The 20,218-nt window shown below is 58.1% G+C and carries 18 protein-coding genes and 1 tRNA gene; all 19 read right to left on the minus strand.

What is annotated here, in order from left to right; genetic code table 11:
- Nucleotides 1-10: 10 nt before the first annotated feature.
- Nucleotides 11-1,054, minus strand: a complete 1,044-nt coding sequence (gluQRS, locus tag RAM15_RS07595; protein WP_306221392.1) for a tRNA glutamyl-Q(34) synthetase GluQRS — start codon at nt 1,052-1,054, stop codon at nt 11-13.
- Between the two features lie 90 nt (nt 1,055-1,144).
- Nucleotides 1,145-2,491, minus strand: a complete 1,347-nt coding sequence (locus tag RAM15_RS07600) for a metal-dependent hydrolase family protein (RefSeq protein ID WP_306221393.1) — start codon at nt 2,489-2,491, stop codon at nt 1,145-1,147.
- 235 nt (nt 2,492-2,726) lie between these two features.
- Complete coding sequence (locus tag RAM15_RS07605) at nt 2,727-3,458, minus strand: GntR family transcriptional regulator (RefSeq protein WP_306221394.1); 732 nt, start codon at nt 3,456-3,458, stop codon at nt 2,727-2,729.
- Nucleotides 3,459-3,706: 248 nt separating this feature from the next.
- Nucleotides 3,707-5,113, minus strand: coding sequence for a PTS ascorbate transporter subunit IIC (locus RAM15_RS07610; RefSeq protein WP_306221396.1), 1,407 nt, complete (start codon nt 5,111-5,113; stop codon nt 3,707-3,709).
- Complete coding sequence (locus RAM15_RS07615) at nt 5,110-5,415, minus strand: PTS sugar transporter subunit IIB (RefSeq protein ID WP_121914986.1); 306 nt, start codon at nt 5,413-5,415, stop codon at nt 5,110-5,112. The genes RAM15_RS07610 and RAM15_RS07615 overlap by 4 nt, the downstream gene beginning before the upstream one ends.
- A gap of 5 nt (nt 5,416-5,420) precedes the next feature.
- Nucleotides 5,421-5,870: a PTS sugar transporter subunit IIA gene (locus RAM15_RS07620; RefSeq protein WP_306221398.1), complete on the minus strand. Its 450-nt coding sequence runs from the start codon at nt 5,868-5,870 to the stop codon at nt 5,421-5,423.
- Nucleotides 5,871-6,066: 196 nt separating this feature from the next.
- The gene (locus RAM15_RS07625) at nt 6,067-6,801 is read right to left on the minus strand and encodes an MIP/aquaporin family protein (RefSeq protein WP_306221399.1); all 735 of its coding nucleotides are present in this window, start codon (nt 6,799-6,801) and stop codon (nt 6,067-6,069) included.
- A gap of 371 nt (nt 6,802-7,172) precedes the next feature.
- The gene (locus RAM15_RS07630) at nt 7,173-7,991 is read right to left on the minus strand and encodes an energy-coupling factor ABC transporter ATP-binding protein (RefSeq protein ID WP_306221400.1); all 819 of its coding nucleotides are present in this window, start codon (nt 7,989-7,991) and stop codon (nt 7,173-7,175) included.
- Nucleotides 7,992-7,993: 2 nt separating this feature from the next.
- A complete protein-coding gene (locus tag RAM15_RS07635) occupies nt 7,994-8,839 on the minus strand; it encodes an energy-coupling factor ABC transporter ATP-binding protein (RefSeq protein WP_306221401.1) in 846 nt (281 codons plus the stop codon).
- Nucleotides 8,836-9,576 (minus strand): energy-coupling factor transporter transmembrane component T, encoded by a 741-nt coding sequence (locus RAM15_RS07640; RefSeq protein WP_306221402.1) that lies wholly within the window; start codon nt 9,574-9,576, stop codon nt 8,836-8,838. The genes RAM15_RS07635 and RAM15_RS07640 overlap by 4 nt, the downstream gene beginning before the upstream one ends.
- Entirely contained in the window at nt 9,573-10,178 is a 606-nt protein-coding gene (locus RAM15_RS07645; protein ID WP_029678228.1) for a histidine kinase, read from the minus strand. The genes RAM15_RS07640 and RAM15_RS07645 overlap by 4 nt, the downstream gene beginning before the upstream one ends.
- A 123-nt stretch (nt 10,179-10,301) precedes the next feature.
- On the minus strand, nt 10,302-11,708 hold the full coding sequence (locus RAM15_RS07650) for an MFS transporter (protein WP_306221403.1): 1,407 nt from the start codon (nt 11,706-11,708) through the stop codon (nt 10,302-10,304).
- A 14-nt stretch (nt 11,709-11,722) separates the two neighbouring features.
- On the minus strand, nt 11,723-12,664 hold the full coding sequence (locus RAM15_RS07655; RefSeq protein WP_306221404.1) for a nucleoside hydrolase: 942 nt from the start codon (nt 12,662-12,664) through the stop codon (nt 11,723-11,725).
- A 327-nt stretch (nt 12,665-12,991) separates the two neighbouring features.
- Nucleotides 12,992-14,047 (minus strand): LacI family DNA-binding transcriptional regulator, encoded by a 1,056-nt coding sequence (locus RAM15_RS07660; RefSeq protein ID WP_306221406.1) that lies wholly within the window; start codon nt 14,045-14,047, stop codon nt 12,992-12,994.
- Nucleotides 14,048-14,360: 313 nt separating this feature from the next.
- Nucleotides 14,361-14,434: transfer RNA gene (locus RAM15_RS07665), tRNA-Lys, on the minus strand.
- A gap of 95 nt (nt 14,435-14,529) precedes the next feature.
- Nucleotides 14,530-16,050, minus strand: a complete 1,521-nt coding sequence (locus tag RAM15_RS07670) for a formate--tetrahydrofolate ligase (RefSeq protein WP_306221407.1) — start codon at nt 16,048-16,050, stop codon at nt 14,530-14,532.
- Nucleotides 16,051-16,089: 39 nt separating this feature from the next.
- Nucleotides 16,090-17,616, minus strand: a complete 1,527-nt coding sequence (locus RAM15_RS07675) for a C69 family dipeptidase (protein ID WP_306221408.1) — start codon at nt 17,614-17,616, stop codon at nt 16,090-16,092.
- 192 nt (nt 17,617-17,808) lie between these two features.
- On the minus strand, nt 17,809-18,381 hold the full coding sequence (locus RAM15_RS07680) for a YbhB/YbcL family Raf kinase inhibitor-like protein (protein WP_306221409.1): 573 nt from the start codon (nt 18,379-18,381) through the stop codon (nt 17,809-17,811).
- Nucleotides 18,382-18,586: 205 nt separating this feature from the next.
- Nucleotides 18,587-20,134 carry a PTS ascorbate transporter subunit IIC gene (locus tag RAM15_RS07685; RefSeq protein ID WP_144084940.1) on the minus strand — a complete coding sequence of 516 codons (1,548 nt, stop codon included), beginning with the start codon at nt 20,132-20,134 and terminating at the stop codon, nt 18,587-18,589.
- Nucleotides 20,135-20,218 lie beyond the last annotated feature (84 nt).

Below are 20,218 nucleotides of genomic sequence, written 5' to 3' on the forward strand. Positions count from 1 at the left end.
ATCGAAGAGCTCACAGATCCGGCCTTACGTCAGAAACGTTCAGCTTGCTCAGGTCAAGCTGCCGATCCTTGCGGTCAGCGGCCAGCGTGTTCCACGTGAAACCATCCAGCAGCTCCCGCGCACTTGCAGGTCTGGGACAGTCCAAGATTCCCAGGAGCCAGCCGCAGATCCCCAGCACCTGCTTGGCCGTCCATCCGTCTCTCCTAAGCAACCCCAGGTCCGGCGATCCGAAGCGTTTGGACATTCTCCTGCCGTCCACGCCATCGATCAGCGGCAGATGCGCATACTGAACACGAGGTGCCTGCGGCTGAAGGTGATTCCGGATCCACATCTGAATGGCCGTGGACCTTAGGAGGTCCCGTCCTCGAACGATCTGATTGACGCCCATGGCCAGGTCATCCACCGTCACCGCCAACTGATAGGAAACCAAGCCGTCCGAACGTCTGACGACCACATCGCCGACCTGCCTGGGCAAGTTGAAGGACTGCAGGCCAAAGATCAGATCCCTGAAGCGACAGGCGGCACCTGACTCATCGGGTTGATCAGGGACTGCGATTCGCAGGCTGTGCCGCTGCCCCCGAGCCAGCCTTTCACTGACTGTCTGATGGGAAAGTCCTCGGCAGGTGCCCGGATAGACGATGAATCCGTCGCCCTCATTCGGCGCCGATGCCGCACGGATGTCGGCACGGGAGCAGAGGCAGGGGTAGACCAGGGGCTGCCCGCCAATTAATTGCTGTGATTCAAGTAATTTCAATGCCTGGCTGTAGGCATCGGCGCGCTGGGACTGGTAGACCACCTCGCCGTCCCAGTCCAATCCCAGCCAGGCCAGGTCATCCATGATCCAACGATCAGCGTCCTTGACCACCCGCGGCGCATCTATGTCTTCGATGCGAAGCCGCAGAACCCCGCCAGATCCTTGCGACCTGACACCCAGCCAGGCCGCCAGACATGCATAGATATTGCCAAGGTGCATTCGCCCAGTCGGCGAAGGTGCCAACCTTCCTACGACCTTGGCTTGGTCGCCCTGATCCACTCTCGGTTCTCCCTTGTGCATACCGACATGCTTGCATACCATCCGGTCATCGGGAAACCATCAGGCAGCCAAACTACTACTTGCTCCTGAATGGTCGCACAAGGCAAATGCTCAGAAGCTGTCGAGCAAGCGATCGATTTCCTCGAAGTGCTTGACCTTAGGACGCCAGACCGGCTTGCCACGAACGATGACCAGCTTGGGATCAGCCAGTGTCCGCACATTCTTGGCAGGGTCCTCGTCAAGGACGATCAGATCCGCATCCTTGCCCGTATCGACCGAGCCAGTGACATTGTCGAAGCCCAGGTTTCGGGCATTGACCTGGGTAGCGGCGTGGAAGGCCTGCGCCGGAGTGAAGTCAGCGTACCGCACAAGATAGTCGAGTTCCCGCCAAGTGCTGTACTGAGGCACGAAGGTCATGCCGGTGTCGGTTCCGACGCCGACGGCAATGCCGTTCTCGTGAGCCTGCTTGGCGCTCTTGACCATGCCGTCAACGACCAGTTCGGAGTTGCCGCGTACTATGTCGCTGATTCCCAGCTCCTGCTGGCTGATCTTGACCAGCGGCAGTCCGGCGGACAGTGTGGGGTCCAGGGCCGAGAAACCACGAAGCGAGCGCGGATTGTCAAGGAAGAGCCCAATCATCTCGTCATCCAGAGCACTGCCGTGTTCTATGGTATCCACGCCTGCCTTGAGAGCGGCCTTGACCCCCTCGGGGCTTTGAGCGTGTGCTGCGACGAGCACGCCAAACTCATGGGCTTCATCGCATACGGCGGCCATTTCCTCCTCGGTCATCTGCGGGCTGCCGGCCTCGCCAAGCTTGGTGGCATCGGTGACGCCACCGGTCGCAGCCACCTTGATGGCATTGACGCCATGATCCAGGTTCTCCCGGGTCCGACGCCTGGCTTCTTCGGGAGAGGAGCAGGACAGGGCGATGAAGGGATCACCGTGCCCTCCTGGAATCGCCAGGAGCGGACCGGCAGCCAACATGCGCGGGCCGGTCAGCTCGTCGGCATCAATCTTGTCACGCAGACGAACCGCCTCATAACCCACATCACCCAGGGTACGGATGGTCGTCACTCCAGAATTCAGCAGAGTGGAAACGTTGCCTTTGATCCTGGCATCCATAAGGACTTTGCCGGCAGGGCTGTGCACCACTTTCAAAGCAGCGTCGACCACGCGCGGCGACAGGTCCGTACCGCCAGACAGGGGCTTGCCGTCGGCAAAAAGATGGGTATGGGCATTGATGAGTCCAGGCGCCACAAACTTGCCCGTAGCGTTGATCCGGTGATATCCGGAAGGCACGTAGGCCAGCGGGGTCGGGCAGACCTGCTCTATCCGGCCGTCCGCGGACACCAGAACAGACATATCCTTCTGGACCGTGCCTTGCTCATCTCCGGTCGCGATACTGGCATGCTCGAGCACAAACGGCTCGCGCTCTTTCCTGCCTTGAAGACGCCCCATGGTCGCACCTGCCTTCCCATCTCCGATACACTCATTGCGAGGAATCGGGCATATATGGTCAATCATATCCATGGCAGGACGAACCATTCAAGCGCGACAAACACGACACACAGACAGGAACCGGACCGAAATTTTCGAGCAGCGACATGAAAGGTCATCCAAGGGCCGACAAACATGCATGGTCATTGCCGGATGCCGTTGCCGGCCTCCCGGAGCAGACAACATTACCTGGAGATTACCTGGAGTCCGGCACGCCGTTGATGACGAACTCTATTTCGGAATATGCAGGCGGTTGGAGCGCCACACCGAATGCCACCACCGAGCCGAATCCGTCGAAGACGGTGGAGTCCATAGCCAGCACAGGTCGACCCTTGTCCACATGAAAGTACCCGGCGATCCGTGAATCGACATTCTCGATGCGAACTACAACCTCATTTCTGGCGAGTCTGACATCGTATCGACCTTCGATGAAGTCATAGAGGGATCCATCGGAGAAATCATGCTCAAGTATCTCCGGAAACTGGGCATTCGGCAGGTAGGTGCAGACATATTGCTGCAGGTCGCCATTGACATAGCGCAGTCGCTCCAGCTCGATCAGGTCCGCTTCAGCCTCCAGACCCAGCTTTGATGCAATATCAGCTTTCTTGACAATCCTGTTGCCCAGCACTCGGGTCTTGACCGTTCTGCCCAGGTCATGCTGCTGGCGCCAGAATCCCCTGATGCGGCCGTTGATCACCTCGCGGGAGGAAGCGGGCGACTTCAGCTTGAAGGTTCCCTTGCCCTGGCTACGAACGATCAGCCCCTCTCGAATCAGATCTTCTATGGCATGGCGAACTGTGATGCGACTGACCTTGTACCGTGCGCAGAGTTCAGACTCAGTAGGCAGCTGCGCACCCTCCTTCATACGTTTGATGCTTCCGCGCAAGTGGTCTCGCACGGACACATACTTGGGAATTCCATCTACCATTGCAGAACCGACCCCCCACCCGACTTCATTGCATTCATGAATTGCAATCCCGCCATACGCGCCAACCAAGGATTGTCATCTTCCACGATATAGTACAAGCTTCGCGTTTACGCACTGCTGCAGACCAAGATGAAAAATCCGGCTGTGGCAAAGGGGCCATGGTTTCGATTGCGGAAAGCCCATCGAGCACCATGGCCCTTCATGCTCATCTCTTCTCTGTCTACTTCAGACAGGATCAGGTTTCGTCCTTAGGCAGCTGCCTTGGCCTTGTCAGCCACATCAGCAGCGGCCGAAATGGCCTTCTTGCGCTTGTTCATGAAGTAGGAAACCACATAGACCAGGACCAGCACGACAATGATTCCCACAATCATGGCAATCTGTCCGCCTGCCTTATCGAGATACCCCAGGAAAAGACCTGCAACGCCGAAATCAGGACCGGAATACGTGGCGGCCCCCTTGCCCAAGGAGCCTAGCACCGGCAAGAGCAGGTAAGGCAGGAAGGTGATGGCCAGTCCGTTGACAAAGGAACCGAGAACGGCTCCACGTCGCCCGCCCGCGCCGTTACCGATCACACCTGTGGCGCCGCCGGTCATGAAGTGAGACACGACGCCGGGGATGATGACGGTCGTACCGGCCAAAGCCAGGATGGCCATGCCTACGATGCCACCGACGAAGCTGGACAGGAACCCAATCAGAACGGCATTGGGAGCAAAGGTGAAGGTGACGGGAACGTCCAGGGCAGGCTTGGCGTTCTTGACCAGGTGCTCGCTGATGCCCTTGAAGGCAGGAACGATCTCACCCAAGACCACACGAACACCCGCCAGGATGATATAGACGCCGGCTGAGAAAGTAGCTGCCTGAATGATCACATAGACGATGAAGTTCTGTCCACCGCTGAGCTTGCTCTCAATATAAGCAGAGCCTGCGAAGAGTGCCACAATCACATAGATCACGGCCATAGACAGGGCCACGATGACCGTGGTATCGCGCAGGAAGCCCAGATTCTTGGGGAAGTTGATCTCCTCAGTCGATTTGGATGGATGCTTCTTGCTGCGGGTGAGCGTTGCTACCAGACCACCCAGGGCGATGCCTGAGCCGCCGGTGTGCCCCAGGGCCACATCATCGGTGCCAGTGACTTTTTTCATGAAGGGCTGCACAATTGCAGGGGAAAGAGTCACGACCAGCCCTTGGGCGATGGATCCCCAGAGCAAAGTCTGCCAGGTGGGGAATCCGGCTGTGACGAAAATGACGGTTATCATCGTGGCCATATAGAAGGCTACGTGGCCCGACAAATACACATATTTGAAATATGAAGTAGCCGAAAGCAGGATGTTGACAATCATCCCGAAGAAGAAGATCAGAGCAGCGATAGAGCCGTATTTGACCAGGACCGTGCCAACGATGGCCTCATTGTTGGGGACGACGCCCTGAACATGGAAGGCATGCTGGAACATATCCCCAAAGGGAGTCAGTGCGTTGGTTACCACGCCTGCGCCTGCGGTCAGAACCAGAAAGCCTACGAATGTCCTGACAGTCCCCTTCATGACGTCCGTAGCAGACTTGCGCTGCAGGGCCAGACCGATCAGGGAGATCAGCGCGACGATGACGGCAGGCTGTCGGAAGATGTCCAAAAGTACTTTTAACGCACCGTTCATGCCGCCTGCCCTCCTTGGGGAACATCCACACCGTGACGCTTCAGGGCCTCGGCCAGCTTTTCTTTGATCTCATTCATATCAATCAGGCTGTTCAGAACAACCACGTCGCCCAGATCCTTGGCAGCATCAGCGATGTCACGCCCGACAAAAATAACATCGGCATCGCCCTTGTTGACAGAGCCCAAATCGCTATGGTCGGTCTCGACACCGGTCACACCAAGCTCTTTCAAGGCCTTGTCAATGTTGAGCTGGGTGATGAAGCTCGACCCCAGTCCAGTGCTGCAAACCGTCAGAATCTTCATATTGATTACCTTTCTTCCTTGAGGATCGTCCTCAATTCCTCAACGTTCGCGGCCTTGCCCAGCCGTTCCTGATTCTTGCCGTCACTCAGGAAGGTCGCCAGCGATTGCATCAGGCTTAAATGGCTGTTCGAGTCCTGCGCGGCCAGACAGAAGAACGTGCTGATTGGGTGGTCCTGTGAATCGGCCAGCAGAAAGGGCCTGCCAACCTTCAGCACCGATAGGGATGTGGTCACCACGCCTGCCTCTGGCCTGGCGTGGGCCATGGCGATGCCTTGTCCCAGATCAATATAGGTGCCACCTGGTTTGCGTATCGAAGCCTTGATGGCCTCGACATAAGAGGGCTTGATCCTTCCCAGGTCAACCAGCGGAGCAGTAACCACATCCACTGCTTCCACCCAATCGGCCACGCCGTCCCTGTACATGACAGTGCCTTCCGGGAAATACTCGTCCAGCAATTTGCCTCCTCGCATACGATGAAGCCCATCCGCTTCGTAGCGAATGATCGTGGGAGAATGCCTCCCTCCGGAATCTTCAACATCGAATTTCGCAAACATTATAACAACATGACAATATGATGTCTACACTTGCGTGTTCAACTGCCGAATCCCGGGCCTCCGAGAAGAAGCCCGGGACCTTGAAGCTACCTGTTGATCAGGCGGCGAAGAGGACCTTGAACATCACGGCTCCGACAATGGCACCAATGACGGGTGCCACCACTGGAATCCAAGCCTCGCCCCAGCGTGAGTCCCCCTTGTTGGGCACGGGCAGAATCCAGTGCAGGAAGCGCGGCACCAGGTCACGCGCAGGATTCAAGCCAGGACCGGTGGGACCACCCAGAGAGGTGACCAGCCCCCAGACGATCAAGCCAACAACGATGGAGGCAGCAGCCAACCCCTTAGACCCCCATGGGCCCTGCAGGCAGCAGAGGGCTCCCAAGACCAGCACCAGCGTGCCAAAGAACTCATTGATGAAGTAGTTGACCAGCGAACCCGAGGCATCAGTGGTGCAGAAGGTACCCAAAATCGGCAAAGGGTCTTTGGTCATGCGGTAGTGCGGGAAGTAGCAGGCATAGACGACCAGCTGGCCCAGTGCCGCTCCGACCAGCTGCGCCAGAATATAAGGAAGAACCAGGCTCCAGGGGAAGATGCCGATGACGGCTTGCCCCAGAGTCATGGCCGGGTTGATGTGAGCTCCTGACACCCCGCCGAACATGAGCACGGGAAACATGACTCCGAAGCCATATCCCATGGCGATAGTCAGCCAGCCTGAATGGTGGCCCTTGGTGCCCTCCAGATCCACGTCGGCAACTGCGCCGTTGCCGAAGATCATCAATATGGCGGTGCCGACACATTCTGCGGCCAGCTTGGTCATAAGCGAATATTCCATTCGACCCTTCACCCCTCTCTCAATGCCGCCGTGGCACCCCTTTCCCCAACCGGTCATACAGGGGCCAAGACATGGGCATCATTCAATAGAAACAGGTGATGGCACTAGGCCGAGAAGCGCTCATGATCTCCATTGATTCAGGTGATTCATTGAAATCCGATATAGCGCCAGCCCCAACCGCGTGTCACCATCAACACGACTGCACTTCAACCGGCATAAATATTCTATGCCAACTACCACTGATCATGACGCATTGAGAATCGCATGGAGTGCACTACCTCTAGGGGAAACGAGCAGAGCCCCCTCCACTCAACCAGGCACATAGACTTCATAAAACGCTGGAACCTTATCCAGTGGGGGGGGGGGCAGTGTCACTGATTTGTCAGTAATGATGTCTGGGGCAGGGCCGCCATGAAATCCTCAGAGGTGAGCACATCGTGGAAGCCCCAGGCCTGGGCCAACTGTGCCAGATAGGGACGGGCCAGATGAGCCTGTTCAAGCAGATCATCATCCCTGAAGATCCGAGCGATGGGCCCATCCATGAGGATCTGTCTGTCGGCCATGACAATGCCCCGCTGGAAATGACGAGTGACGAACTCCATGTCATGACTGATGGTGATGACCGTCTTGCCCATTGCCGTCACCTGCTGGATTATCCCTGCCAGCAGGTCCGTAGCGGCCCTGTCCTGACCAGCGGTAGGCTCGTCCAGAATCAGCACCTGAGGGTCCATGACCAAAGCCGAGGCTATGGTGACGAACTTGCGCTGCGAAAAGGGAAGGTCATAGGGATGAGAATCCAAGCTGTCATCTAAACCGCAGACTTCAGCGGCCCAGGCGACCCGCCCCCCGATACGGTCCCGGGCAACACGCTTTTTCACCAGCCCATAGGCTATTTCCCGACGGATGCTGTCCTGGAAGATCTGATCATCCGGATTCTGAAAGACATAGCCGACCTTGGCTGCCACATGGGCGGCATCCTCTTGATCGGTTGCGGTCCCGTCCACCATGACGCGACCATGAGTGGGCTTGAGCAGTCCGTTCATGAGCTTGACCATGGTGGTCTTTCCGGCCCCGTTGCGACCGATGATGGCAACAGCTTCCCCAAGTTCGCAGGACAGGCTGACCTCCCGCAGAGCCTGATATCCGTTTGGATAGGTATATCCGACCCTGTCCAACTCAAGATAGGCCATCTTCAGGCCCCTTTCCGTCCGTAACATTTTATGGCATCCTCAACCGAGAGCGGCACGGGATCATTCAACCCCAGCTTCTGGTTGCGTTCCAGGAAGAAGCGGGTGACCTCGGGCAACTGACCGCCGTGATCCAAGACCTGCGGATCGGTGAGCACACGACGCGCCGGCCCACTCATGGCCACCCCGCCATCTTCCATGAGGATGACCAGGTCACTGTAACGGGCCACCAGATCGATCTTGTGCTCAACCAGGATGACGGTCTTGCCCTGGCGCTTGAGCAGAGCGATGATGTTGAATACATCCTCTGTGCTCTGCGGATCCAGCTGAGAGGTCGGTTCATCCAAAACGACAATGGGTGGGTCCGTCACCAGCACCGCGGCAATGGCCACTCGCTGCCGTTGCCCTCCGGAAAGCTCCAGAGGATTGGCATCGGCGATGTCGTCCAGGTGAAGCAGATCAATCATGGCATCCACGCGCGCGACCATCGCCTCCCTCTCTATGCCGAGGTTCTCCAGCGCATAGGCGATCTCCTCCCGCACATTGTCTTTGACACCGGACATCTGCGTAAAAGGGTTCTGAAAGGAGTAGCCGACGGTTTCAGTCAGTTCCGCGTCATCGTATTGCTCCACAGGCCTTCCGGCCAGCTGAACCTGACCCGTCGGCTCTCCCCGGTAAAAGCGCGGTATGAAGCCGCGGATCAGATTGCAGATAGTGGTCTTCCCCGACCCATTGGCACCCAGAAGCGCGCAGACCTGCCCCTGCTCCACCTGGAAGGAGACATCATGCACGGCATCCTCATAGCCCAGAGGATAACGGTATCCCACATGTTCCAGACTGATGACACTCATTTCCAGACCCTCCAGACGATGAACAGAATCAACAGCAGCAGGCAGATCACCTGAATCCCCCGATCGATCGTGTGCTTGTCGAGGCGATAAAGGGAGGTCTTGGGAACAGGCGCCAGAAAGGCCCGTGACTGCAATGCCAGAGCGTGTTCCTCGGTCTGCTGAATTAGGGAGAAAATCAATGGTCCCAACATGGGCACGAAGGACTTCACCCGTGCCCAGGCGTTGCCCTCGGTCTCGATGCCGCGGGATTTCTGCGCATCCATAATGGTCCTGGAACGATTGATCACCTGAGGAACCATGCCAATGGTCGACATGATCACAAAGGTAACCTTCTTGGGCAAATGCGCTTGTTCCATGGCGTAGACCATGTCCTTGGGCGTGGTCACCTGGAAGTACCACATGATGGCCGAAGCGCTGGATACGATTCTGGAAGTGATTCCCAGGCTCTTGTCCAGACCGGTAGGAGACAAAGCAATGAACGCCCAGATATGCGCGCTGTCTGGATAGCGGACAATGAAGACCTGCACCAGGAAGATCACCAGGACGACCGTACCGACGGACGAGAGAAAGGCCTTGAAGAACCTCATGCCGTTACCGGCCATGATTGCCAGCAGCAGAAAGACTGGGAACATGGCATATTGCAGAATGTACCCAGGAGTGAAGATGCCGACAATGATGGCAAGCAGCACCATGGCTGCCTTGGAGGAGGGATACAGTCGATCTATGAAACCAGTCATGATGCCGTGGCGACCTTCCTGACATAAGGGGATCCGTAATTGAACTTGATCAGGAACCTGTCCGGCAATTTGCGCAGAATCACCCAACTGACCGAAACATCGATGGCTGTAGAGGCCACTGCGGTGAAGATGCTGGTCGAAAAAACCGACTTGATCAGGCTAGTCCCCGTCACCAGCAAGGCTGCCGTCAGCAGATCGCTACCGGCGCCAGTAACTCCGCCAAAAACAGCTATGGTGACCGGCGCCTTGACCACGGCCGCCGCAATGCTGATCACGAAGCAGGCGGCCACTGCGCCAATGATGTTCGTATACCACCGCCAGCGGGAGAGCAGTCCGGCCACAAACCCTGTAGTCATGGCAACCAAAGCATAGGGGAAGGCCACAGGATTGAGCATGCCGTTGATTACATTGCCCATGAGTCCCGTCACCAAGCCCACCCAGGGCCCGCCGAGCATTGACACAAAGAGAGTACCTATCTGATCGATGAAGATAGGGAATTTCAGAATCGAGGACAGCTGATAACCCACCACGTTGACCGAAACGCCTACTGGTATGAGCAGGAGGGCCAGCAGCGAGAAGTCATATCGCAAACCACGTTTCATCATGGTTCCTTCCCGCGCCAAGAGATACACTCCCAGCGCTACGGGTCCATGCCAGGTTCCCCACCAGTCCAAAGGACAGCAGGGAACCAGTCATGGAATGCCGATGAATTCGCAATATTCTCGTTAGGCCTGCTGCTTGTCCTCTTCCACGTTCTTGAAGACGAAGTAGTAGGACACCATGCCTATGACAATGACCACCGCAAAGATGAAGCAGACATTGGAATAGATGAATGATTTATCCGTGTGGCCCATGGTCGGCACCAACCGCTTGCCTAGGGCACACCCGGAAATGAGCACACCTGAGGCGGCGATCATAGCCGTAAGCACCAGTCGCTTTAGCAGATTGTTGACCGCCATACCACGTCCGACTACCTCATTGGGTAACGCATTAGGCAGGATTGAATTGTAGGCAGGATAAATGATGGTGTACCCAACACCGAAGAGCACCAACGCCACCCACATAAAGGCGATATTGCCACCCATGAAGAAACCGAACATTAGCTGCGAGAGCAGAATAACCGCGCACCCGATCTGGAAGCCTTTCTTGGCACCGACCTTATTGGTGATAAAACCTGAGGACATGCCTGACAAGAAGGCACAGATATTAGCCGGCAGATACATCATGCCGACTGTGGCGCTGCTGACATCATAATTGGCCTGCATCAGGAACGGGAAGACGAAGAAGAAAGCCGACTGCGTCCCATAGACGATGGCACCCACCAAAGAACCCGTTACCAGCTTGGGCACCTTGAACAGCGCAATATCAATAATGGGATTGGAAACGAGTTTCGAGCAAATCACGTAAACAACCACACCCAGCACGGCTATTCCCCACCATAGAAGAGTGTTCTTGTTAATGGCCAGCAAGATCAATGCGAACGCTGCAGAGAAAACAATGACCGATGGAATATTGATTCGCTGAGATGTATGTCCCTCATCAGCTTTGGCTGTGTCAGGCAAATATTTGCGCAAAGCAGGAAGTGCGACCAGCACCAGAACAGGGATGATCATCGTAACCTGCCAAGACATGTACTTGCTGATCATGCCGCCAAACACAGCGCCTAGAGCGGCTGAGAGCTGGAACATGGCTGTATTGAAGCCTAGATACTTCGCTTGTTTATCAGCAGACAGATACTTGCGCACAAAAACCACGAAGCAGCCCGGTATAACCGCTGCACCCACTACTTGGATGGACCTGGCGACGATAATCAGCCAGAAGGAGAACTGCAAGGCCACCATCAACAGAGACCCCAAGCCGAACATCACAGTTCCAAAAGTAAATAATTTCCGAGGTGACACATCATCTGACAGAGTCGAGTAAATTGCTCCTCCGACCCCGAAAACCAACGAGGCGATAGTCGTCAACCAACCTACCTGAGCCGGCGTCAGCGTAAAAGTTTTGGCGATATCAGGCGACACGATCCCAAACATCTGATCGCTGAACACCTGCATGAAGCAGAGAAAAATCATAAAAGGCATCGCTTTGAGAATCAGCGACTCCTCACGCTGCTTTTGAGTTGTCTCGTTCATTGCATTCCCTCTACTCACTGCAGGGCCGCGTTGACGTGGCCATAGAAATCCTTCATGAACCGGTCGGCATCGACCAGCAGTGCGACTTTGGTCGTCGGTTTTTCCGCGACCTTGTCGAGATTTTCAATAGTGTTCCCAATCGCCTCGCCGGTTGTGGTCACAGTCATATTCATGGGAATTGTGGTGACCAGACTCGGATCAATGGCCACGCCGACGGCCAGGGGATCATGCAATGCACATCCAGCCAGATACGGGTGATACTTCTTATACTCAGCTAGGTAGAACTCAACAGCCGTGCTCAGCACATGCGCCATGGGCGTATCGTAACCTTGCCAGACTTCCAGATTTTCCTTGGTCAGCAGAGTCTTCCTAGTGACATCCAAACCAACCATGGTGAGGTTTACACCAGACTCCAGCACGATTTTAGAAGCCTCCGGATCGGCCTTGGCGTTAGCCTCCCCATAGGGGCCGCTGTTACCGGGCGTAATAGCCGCACCCGCCATACTCACTAATGTAAAAGTTGGTATAGTGCCTTCGGGAAAGCGCATGAGCACCTTGGCCATATCAGTCATGGGACCTGTGGTGATAATCTGCAGATCATCACCATACTGTTTGATGCTGTTGATGATGAAGTCTATGGATTCTTCGGGCTGGGCGTCACCACTGATGTCGGGCAGATTTTGATTACCCAGACCATCCATGCCATGAAACATGCCGTTGTATTCACGGGTACGGCTCAAGGGCTTCTCACTACCCATATAGACTGGGATGTCTTCTCGACCCATCATGCTCACAATGTGCTTGGTGTTGGAGTAGGTCTTGGGGACAGTAGCCATGCCATAGGAGGCACAGATCCCGATCAGGTCAAGATCCTCGTGAGACAGGGCATAGCAAAGTGCGAGGGCATCGTCCACACCCGTGTCAACGCATAGAATTGATTTCTTCCGGCTCTCCATTGATTTCCTCGTTTCCGTTCCTCTCGGAACTTCCGTCAACCGGAATCAGACGAGCTGTCACGCGACATTCTCGTCAGCATCGATTCCCGCATCAGCGGTCATCCACCGCTCGGTCGCCGTGACCGTGAGGTTGATGGCCGGCATTACTCTCCCCCGCAATTCCACGGAAAGTCGACGCTTCATCATCATCCGGTGTACAGCGTTCACGCCATTGGTTTAACGTTTTATCGCTGTCGTATGATTACGATAAAACGTTAAATCATCGCTGTCAACAGCGGCGCGTCAATACCGGATATCCAATATCAGGTATGGTATAAGGCCTTGCAATCAGTTCCGATGCATCGGGCCGATCGAATCCCTGGCAATGAAGATGGTAGGAATAGCGACCATGTGCCGCTCCCTGCTGTCGTTGGCCTCTTGTGGCGAAGCAACCTTCCCGTCATCGTCAGCGGCATCCTCACGGGCCCCGATCAGCTCCAGCACCTCCCGCACACCTCGGCGACCCATCTCCTGGGCCTGTTGGGATATGACCGACACCTGCGGAGTCATAAGCCGAAAGACCTCGATGTCATCAAAGGAAACCACCGAGATGTCCACGCCAATGACGAGCTGACGCTTCTGCATCAGCCCGATCATGGTGATGGCGTCCGGCGAGTAGCCGAAGATGACAGCCGTGACCTGGTGGGCCATCAGCACATCCAGCCCCGCCACACGCGAGTCATACTCCCCCTGGCAATCCACGACCGGGCAGTCACAATCCGGCATCATCTCGGCAGTCAGCTCACGGAAGGCGCTCTCCCGCTCATAGAGGGTGGTCGAAGCCAGCGAGGAATGCGAGACGAATCCGACGCGTCGATGACCTTTCTGAAAAAGGGCCTGCAGGGCCTGACGTATACCCTGGCTGGGGTCCGAAACGATGTAAGGCACCGAAGCCAGACCTGGCACCCGTCGATCCACGAAGACCAGGGGCAGCCCCCACCTGACTACATCCTCGATGCCATGGGTGGGCACCCCCTTGGGCACAACGATGGCCCCATCGATCCGCTGGCCCATGATGTTGCGCAAAAAAGAGTCCTGTCGCGCCGAATCCTCGCCGAAAGAACCAATCAGCGTCGAAATGCCGCGGGCATAGAGCTCCTCCTCCATGGAGGCGACCATGTCGGCGAAATAGGCGTTGCGCAAGTCCGGCACCAGCAGCCCCACGGTCTTGACCGGATCAGAGCGCATGGCCCGGGCCCGGGAGTCAGGCACGTAACCCATGGACTTGACCATGCTCAACACAAAGTCTCTGGTCTTTCGTGAAAAACGGCCTTTGCCGTGCAGGATCTGCGAGACGGTGGTAGGCGATACCCCCGCCCGCTCGGCCACATCGCGAATGGTCACATACGTCAACGCCAGCCCCCTTATGCCTACCCAAGAGAGCAGGCCCCCTGCTCTTCTGCCATCATCAAGATACCTCACGACCACCGCCGCGTAGGTAAAGGGCGGCAGACAGGCAACGTGAGGAACACGCCAGCCGATTAATCAACAGACCTCAAAGCGTCCCGCTTCGGCAAGGTCTCATCTTAGGTCGAGAGTGCCAGAATTCCCCTGCTGCAATTTAGTATACATTTAGTATACATTTTGGAGCTTGCGGGCCTTGGTTCGAATAAAGGAAAAGCCCTGCAGCCTTTGCGGCTGTAGGGCTTTGACTCTGTGCCCCCACGGGGGCTCGAACCCCGGACACGCTGATTAAGAGTCAGCTGCTCTAGCCAACTGAGCTATAGGGGCAGGGCACTTTCAAGAGCCAAGTAGATACTATACACGGTTTCTGCGGACCCGCAACACGGCGCGTCACGGGTCTGCCGAATCCATGCATAGCCCGCTCAGACGATCTTGGGCATGGGCGTGGTCAGGGAGGTGGTCAGGTTCACCTGCAGGAGACCGGCCCCCGTATGGGCCTCAACCTTCTTTAGAGTGACTGTGCGCTTGTCCTGGTCGGCTCGGTCATCGTCGGTCATGGTGGCCGGCGACTTGACCGCCACCACCACCAGATCCTCGAGAGAGATGCCTGCCTTGCTGCACAAGTCTGAGGCCGCCTGGAGGCTGTCCTGGAAGCCCTCACGCTCAACAACCCGATCAGCCGGCACCCCGTAGGCGCTCTTGGCGATCCAGCGAATCCGATCCGGCACGGACATATCATGCAGGCTGGCCGTATCCGCCTGGCCCTTCGCAGGCTCCTGCAAGGCCTTGATCAGATCATCCAGCTGAGGCTCAAGGGCCTTGCCCCCATCACGGAAGAGGTTGCCCGCCATAGGCCTGCGGAAGCCCAGACCGTCGGCCGTCTCCCGCAGGGAATCCACCTGATCGTCCTCGCCTTCCCAGAGGTTGATCAGCGGGAAGGTGGGGATGCCCAGTCCCTCCAGACGATGCACGTGGAAGGGATAGCGCCAGCGCAGCTTGGGATCGTCCCGCCAAGTGGTGGCACGGGTGACGACCACTGCGGCGGCAGGCCACTGGGCCCCATATTCGCGGGCGGCGATGTCCAGCCACTTCTGGGCACCGGCATCAGCTCCATAGCCCGCCTCGACGACGACCACGTCGTGCCGGGCGCAGGCCATCTCCACGGACACCAGGCTGGGGATGCCGATGGAGACGTTGGCGAAAGGCCCGCCATGCACATAGACCGGTGAACCCTCCAGGGTCTGAGTGAAGGCAGGCTTGACCGCGTCGGTCAGAATGCCGGTGATCCGCCACAGGTCCACAAACTCACCAAAGGTGACCGGGCGACCGTCCAGGGTCCCCGCAACCATGGCGGCAACACGCCGTTCTATCTCCTCCATGCTCCGGGAGAGCACGACGATCTGCATGAGCTCGCAGGTTGGCGTCAGCACGGTCCGCTCGGGCAGATCGCCCTTGCCTCGGTCCACAGTGATCTGCCGCAGGGACCGCGAAGGCACCTCGCTGACCCGGGGCACCAGGACGGTGTCCAGCCGGCCCTCGTCCACAGCCTTCTCTGCAAAGGAGACCAACAGGTTCTGTGCGGATTCGATAGCCGCCATCTCCCCGCACAGACCCCAGTCCACCAGCTCAGGATGCGTCAGGGAAGACTTGCCGCCACCGGAGGCGCCACCCTTGGATCCAGCTGCGGTGATGCCCATGCTGGGCTGACGCAGGACGGCCGCAGCATCCACCCCCCGGGCGCGCAGAGCGTCGATCAGGGCGATGGTGGTCGTGGTCTTGCCCTCCCCTCGCGAAGCCTTGAGCGGGGTGTCGGCGGTCACCAACAGCACTCGGCCCTGCTTGCGCGGCATATCCGGATGCTCCCTCAGATCCTTCAAATAGCCGAAGGCATCGATCTTGTCAAACAAGCCATATGGCCTGACATAATCATCGAAACCCCTCATGAGGCTCTCCTCCTTAATGGTTTTTGCAAATCGGATGGCTCAGTTGTCGGACAGGTGGTAGCCGTTGCGCATGCCCATGCTGACCGTGTAGAGCACCTGGCCAAGCAGGTCATCGGTCTGTTTGCGCAGACGGTCGGCCATGTCCTGGTTGGCGGCCTCCAGCACCTGGCGCACCTCGGCGTTGTCGGTGCCCTGGTCGGCGCCCTCCAGCCGTGCCACCTGCTCGTCAGCGGCGGCAATCAGCCGGTGGCCCTCGCCGCCCACGCTCTGCTGGTAACGCTCGACAGCCGCCGAGGTGCCTGCGAATTCGGAATCGCACAGGGCGGCGATCAGCCGATCCGACCAGTAGAGGCTGTCAGTGGAGACCCGGTCAGTGGCGTTGGCCAGATAGTCGGGCGTCCGATCCACATTGGCATAGAAAGGAACCAAGGCATTGAAGGCGTTGGATCCGTAGGACATCCATTGGATGGCCCGGCAGGATTCAGGCCGGTAGGGGCGCAGCTGGATCAGGGCCAGCTGGTCGTTGCGGTTGATGCCGATGGGCCGGTAGAGCCCTTTGGTGTGCTCGTCGCCGGTCCGCCCATAGGGATCGTAGGGCGTGCCCTGGTAGTGGGAGCTGAGCAGATACTTGACATCCTCCACGGTAATCAGACGCTCGGGCTGGCGGCACCAAGGGATGTTGTCACTGGTGGGGGCATGATCGGCATCCGGTCCGTCCCAGATCTCGTCATAGGGGTTGAGGAAGCGCTGCATATACCAGGCCCGGGGCGTGTTGTAGACATGATCCGAATCGCTATGGGATCCGAAGGCATCACGCGGATTGAAGGGCGAGGCCGACTCCACGGCAAGATTCAGGTGGTTGTCGGCGATGAACTCCCGCAGGTCGGCCGAGCAAAGGTGATCGGTCTGTTCCCCGAAGGCGTCGTCCAGATCGAACTCGTCAATGCCCAGCTGGTTGGGCATGGTCACATAAGAGTCATCGGGCACCCGCTTGGCGATCCAGTGATGGCCGCCTATGGTCTCCATCCACCAGATCTCGTCCACGTCGCTGAAGGCAATGCCATTCATCTCATAGGTGCCGTAGCGCTCAAGAAGGGAACCCAGCCGCAGGACACCCTCCCGCGCCGAGCGGATATAGGGCAGGACGATGGTGACCAGGTCCTCCTCGCCGATGCCCCCGGGTACCTCGGCCAGGTAGCCTTCATCGCCCGGACGGCCCTGGGCGGGGGTGAGTTCCACCAGCGGATCGGCGCCCAGCACACGCTCGTTGGTAGTGATGGTCTCAGTGGCTGACATGGCCACGTTGGCGCTGTTGACGCCTGCTTCGGCCCATAGCCCTTGGTCGAGCACGGCATTGGGCACCGAGGTGTAACGCATGGGGTCCTCGGGCAGATCCATCTCCAAGTGGCTGATCACGCTGCGGTAGTGCCGTGGCTGCTGGTCGGGAGCGACCAGGACGAAGCGCTTGGGACGGAACTCCCCGTTGGCTGAATCCTCATTTCGGGCGATGATGGTGGATCCGTCATAACTGGCGTGCTTGCCTATCAGAAGCGTGGTGCAGGGCATATAAGCGTCTTCCTTTGTCTGATTGCGGTCAACTGTCATCACCAGTCCGGATGCCGGGGAATGCCGTTCCAACCGACTGCGTGGGCAGGCAGGGATGACGGCCGTCTGCGCACTTGGGGCATGGCCTCACTCTAGTGCCAGACCGCCCCAATATCGGTCCCAATATCAGGGGATGTGCGCTAAATCAAATTCTCATGCATCGGCTGGCAGCCAAACCCGAGCTGCAGCGGCTACAGGCTGGGCGGAATGAACGGCATGGACCAGGGCGTTCAGCCAGAATCCCTCCTCCAGATTCGGCAGAGCTTCCTTCGTGGCCCAGACCGACAGCACATAGTCATGAACCTGATCTGGAGGGGTGGGGCCGTTGTAGCGCATGAGCACGGCGGGATCGTCGGCGATCTCCTCCTCCATGACCAGCGGGGAGGCGGCCGAAGTCCGGCCCTGAGGCACACCGGGAATCAGATTGGGCAGGTTTCTGGAGAAGTCCTCGGGAATGGCCAGAACAGAACTGTCAGCCTCATCAGGCTGCAGGGCGGCCAGAGCGCCAACAGGCAGATTGGCCAGGGACCAGTGGATCCAAGGGAAGCCGCAGACCGGCACGGAATCAGGATCCACCAGCATCCAATGCAGGTAACGAGCCTCCTGGGGTACATCCTCAAGCCGGAAGGGGAAGGAGACTACAGGACGTCCCTTGCGCGTAAGGGACTGCGGGGCACGCTTGGCGTACCGATCGGGAATGGTGCCGAAATCTGTGATAATCCTCATGGTTCGATTCTCGCCCGCTCCAGTGACGGGGTCAAGTTCATCCGTTAAAGACGCTTGGAGCAATAAAGCCCATCGCGCTGGGTCAAAATACAAGAGTCGCCCGTTTCCCTCCACGCAGAAAGGAAACGGGCGACTCTGAGTTGGGACGGAGAAAGAAATCAGCAGGACCTTTCTCCTGGCGCCTGCAGGGCGCGCTTGCACATGCCTATTCGGCTTTTGCTGCCTTGGCGGCCTTGGCCTCGGCGCGGGCGGCCTTGGCGGCTGCACGAGCCTGAGCCTTGGCCTCCTTCTCTTTAGCCTCGACATCAGCGATGAACTCAGCATGCTTGGCGGCAGGCATCCATCCGGTGTTGACCACCTTGACCTGCCAGATCCAGGCCAGGGCGAAGATCACCACAGCCAGGACCACCAGGACCACGGCCCCGGCGGGGATACCCAGCTGGGCCAGCTTGCCGACCACGGTGCCGTACCAGGCGAAGTCGGCATCGCCGAAGGTGGCGTTGGACAGGCCGAAGCTGCCCAGAACCGTCATCAGGATGGCCGGCAGGAAGGTGATCAGCAGACCATTGATGAAGCCGCCGACCACGGCTCCGATGCGGCCGCCGGTCGCATTGCCGAAGACACCGGCACCGCCGCCATCGAAGAAGTGGGGCACCATGCCCGGCAGGATCAGGGCCAGACCCCAGACAGGCCCGAGCCAGACGGCGATGATGACCAGAGCCACCAGACCACCGGCGAAGGAGGCCAGGAAGCCGATCAGGGATGCGTTGGCACCGTAGGGGAAGACAATGGGGATGTCCAGTGCAGGACGGGCGCCGGGGACCACCTTGTTGGCGATGCCCTGGAAGGCGGGCACCAGCTCGCCCAGGATGATGCGGACGCCGTAGAGGATGATGCTCACGCCGATGCCGAACTGCAAAGCCTGGGCGAAGGCGGCCATGAAGAAGGCTCCCCAGTTGGCCGGGTGCGATGGGAAGACCGCGAAAGCGGCCTTGGCCGGCACCACAAAGGCGGTCCAGACAGCGAAGACCAGGTAGAGGACGACCATGAGCAGGGTGGTGGAGACCATGGAATCACGCAGGAAGCTCAGCCCCTTGGGGAAGTCGATGTCCTCGGTGGAACGCGACTTCTTGCCCACAGCACTGCCGACCGCGCCCGAGACCACGTATCCCAAGGTGTTGAAATGGCCGATGGACAGCTTGTCGCTGCCGGTCACCCGGTTCATGTACGGCTGGGCGAAGGCTGGCATGGCGACCATGATCACGCCCATGAGCAGGGAGCCGATCAGCACGATGAGCAGGTTGTTGCCCTTGCCGAACCCGATCGAAAGGACCAGGGCCAGCAGGGTGGACATGAAGACCATATGGTGGCCGGTCAGGAAGACGTACTTGAGCGGAGTGAACCGTGCCAGCAGGATCATGACGATGAAGCTGAGCACGATGATGTAGGCAGAGGCAGCGCCGAATTGGCTGGAGGCCTGGGCCACGATCACCTCGTTGGTGGGGACGACCCCGTGGGCGCCAGTGGCCTTGAAGACCAGCTTGCCGAAGGGATCCAAGGCGTTGGTCACCACAGTGGCGCCGGCACCCAGAATCAGATAGCCCATGGCCGCCTTGAGGGCACCTGAGATGACCTGGCCTGCGCTCCGTTTCAGGGCGATCAGGCCGATGGCCGCCACAATGCCGATCAGGTAGGCGGGCACATTCAGAATCTCCTGGCTGATGAAGTTCAGCACCGCAAGGAAGACATTCATTATTTGTCCTTAACTATTCTCTCTAGTTCTCAACTCGAAAGAGCGGGCGTTCCATCGGCCTGGCGATGATGAATGCCCGCCGGG

The organism is Bifidobacterium asteroides (genome assembly GCF_030758775.1).
GTDB lineage: Bacteria > Actinomycetota > Actinomycetes > Actinomycetales > Bifidobacteriaceae > Bombiscardovia > Bombiscardovia kimbladii.

What these genes read in the sequence shown, in the direction of transcription:
- gluQRS (WP_306221392.1), bottom strand. Translation starts at nt 1,054, where the DNA reads ATGCACAAGGGAGAACCGAGAGTGGATCAGGGCGACCAAGCCAAGGTC.
- RAM15_RS07600 (WP_306221393.1), bottom strand. Translation starts at nt 2,491, where the DNA reads ATGGGGCGTCTTCAAGGCAGGAAAGAGCGCGAGCCGTTTGTGCTCGAG.
- RAM15_RS07605 (WP_306221394.1), bottom strand. Translation starts at nt 3,458, where the DNA reads ATGGTAGATGGAATTCCCAAGTATGTGTCCGTGCGAGACCACTTGCGC.
- RAM15_RS07610 (WP_306221396.1), bottom strand. Translation starts at nt 5,113, where the DNA reads ATGAACGGTGCGTTAAAAGTACTTTTGGACATCTTCCGACAGCCTGCC.
- RAM15_RS07615 (WP_121914986.1), bottom strand. Translation starts at nt 5,415, where the DNA reads ATGAAGATTCTGACGGTTTGCAGCACTGGACTGGGGTCGAGCTTCATC.
- RAM15_RS07625 (WP_306221399.1), bottom strand. Translation starts at nt 6,801, where the DNA reads ATGGAATATTCGCTTATGACCAAGCTGGCCGCAGAATGTGTCGGCACC.
- RAM15_RS07630 (WP_306221400.1), bottom strand. Translation starts at nt 7,991, where the DNA reads ATGGCCTATCTTGAGTTGGACAGGGTCGGATATACCTATCCAAACGGA.
- RAM15_RS07635 (WP_306221401.1), bottom strand. Translation starts at nt 8,839, where the DNA reads ATGAGTGTCATCAGTCTGGAACATGTGGGATACCGTTATCCTCTGGGC.
- RAM15_RS07640 (WP_306221402.1), bottom strand. Translation starts at nt 9,576, where the DNA reads ATGACTGGTTTCATAGATCGACTGTATCCCTCCTCCAAGGCAGCCATG.
- RAM15_RS07645 (WP_029678228.1), bottom strand. Translation starts at nt 10,178, where the DNA reads ATGAAACGTGGTTTGCGATATGACTTCTCGCTGCTGGCCCTCCTGCTC.
- RAM15_RS07650 (WP_306221403.1), bottom strand. Translation starts at nt 11,708, where the DNA reads ATGAACGAGACAACTCAAAAGCAGCGTGAGGAGTCGCTGATTCTCAAA.
- RAM15_RS07655 (WP_306221404.1), bottom strand. Translation starts at nt 12,664, where the DNA reads ATGGAGAGCCGGAAGAAATCAATTCTATGCGTTGACACGGGTGTGGAC.
- RAM15_RS07670 (WP_306221407.1), bottom strand. Translation starts at nt 16,050, where the DNA reads ATGAGGGGTTTCGATGATTATGTCAGGCCATATGGCTTGTTTGACAAG.
- RAM15_RS07675 (WP_306221408.1), bottom strand. Translation starts at nt 17,616, where the DNA reads ATGCCCTGCACCACGCTTCTGATAGGCAAGCACGCCAGTTATGACGGA.
- RAM15_RS07680 (WP_306221409.1), bottom strand. Translation starts at nt 18,381, where the DNA reads ATGAGGATTATCACAGATTTCGGCACCATTCCCGATCGGTACGCCAAG.
- RAM15_RS07685 (WP_144084940.1), bottom strand. Translation starts at nt 20,134, where the DNA reads ATGAATGTCTTCCTTGCGGTGCTGAACTTCATCAGCCAGGAGATTCTG.